This is a genomic window from Bartonella queenslandensis AUST/NH15 (assembly GCF_000312585.1).
In the GTDB taxonomy this organism is placed as follows: Bacteria; Pseudomonadota; Alphaproteobacteria; order Rhizobiales; family Rhizobiaceae; genus Bartonella; species Bartonella queenslandensis_A.
In genome coordinates, this window is sequence record NZ_HE998239.1 from 1 (window position 1) to 1,297 (window position 1,297).

Annotated in this window: 1 protein-coding gene; it reads left to right on the forward strand. The window is 35.7% G+C overall.

Annotated elements, in window-relative coordinates:
- Positions 1 to 211: 211 nt before the first annotated feature.
- Positions 212 to 1,297: transglycosylase domain-containing protein (locus BN338_RS10015; RefSeq protein WP_039762005.1), on the forward strand; the 1,086-nt coding region annotated here is incomplete at its 3' end.

Genomic DNA, 1,297 nt, shown 5'->3' on the forward strand with positions numbered 1-1,297 from the left:
AATTTTAAAAAATTCAAAATAAAATCTTTTTAATAATGAAAAGAAAATTTATTGAATAAAATAATAAATCCTTAATACTCTCTCCCACAAAAAATGAATAATTCTAAAATAAATTCTTTCTCTATTAGCACTATAGCAAAAGAATATTTCTACTCCATATAATTATTGTAGATTTGTTTGATTGTATTGCTTTACTATAGGCTCTCTTTAAATGTTTGATTTTTTTAAAAAAAAGAAAGGAAAACACCATAAACCATTTCACAGCCCTGCTCTCATCGAATTAGATGCGCGATTAGATACAGCGCTTTATCACATTCGTTCTGCTAACAGTTCTTTCTGGAAAAAGGCGAAAATCATCTCACAAAGTTTTCATCTTCAAGGATGGAAACGTTTTGTCGTTGAAGTTCTCGATGAAATAATGACATTAGGCTTGATGGGGTTTACTCTTTTCACCGTTTTGGGCATTTCTATTTTTGAATTGACCAAAACAGACTGGTCTTCTCCCAAAAACTTTTCTATTCTTTTTCTAGATCGCTATGGAAATCCCATTGGGCACCGTGGTGCACTACCGGCAATCTCTGTCCCTGTTGAGGAAATGCCTGACTCTGTTATTAAAGCCGTTCTCGCAACAGAAGACCGTCGTTTTTTCGATCATTGGGGCATTGATTTTCAGGGACTTACACGGGCAATTTCACAAAATATGCAAGCTAAAAGTGTAGTACAAGGTGGTTCATCCCTTACACAACAATTGGCTAAAAATCTCTTCTTAACAAACGAGAGAACGATAACACGTAAAATCAAAGAAGCTTATCTTGCTCTTTGGTTAGAAGCAAATTTTAGCAAAAAACAGATTTTACAACTTTATCTCGACCGAGCTTATATGGGAGGAAACAATTTTGGTATTGCTGCCGCTGCAAAATTTTATTTTGGAAAAGACATCCGTCATGTCTCTTTAAGTGAATCGGCTATGTTAGCCGGACTCTTTAAAGCTCCAACAAAATATGCCCCTCATAGTCATCTCTTTGCTGCTCAAACACGTGCCAATGTCGTCCTCTCCAATCTCGTTCATAGTGGCTTTATGACGAAGAGCCAAATTATCAACGCACATCGCCATCCTGCTAAGGCCCTTCCCCAAATAGAAAATAATCAACCTGATTATTTTCTTGATTGGGCGTTCGAAGAAGTCAAAAAAATGCGTGATCAACTTCCAAGCTATAGTTTAATTATTCAAACAACGCTTGATCCCGCACTTCAAAAATTAGCAGAAGAATCAATTGCATATCACTTACATCAATAT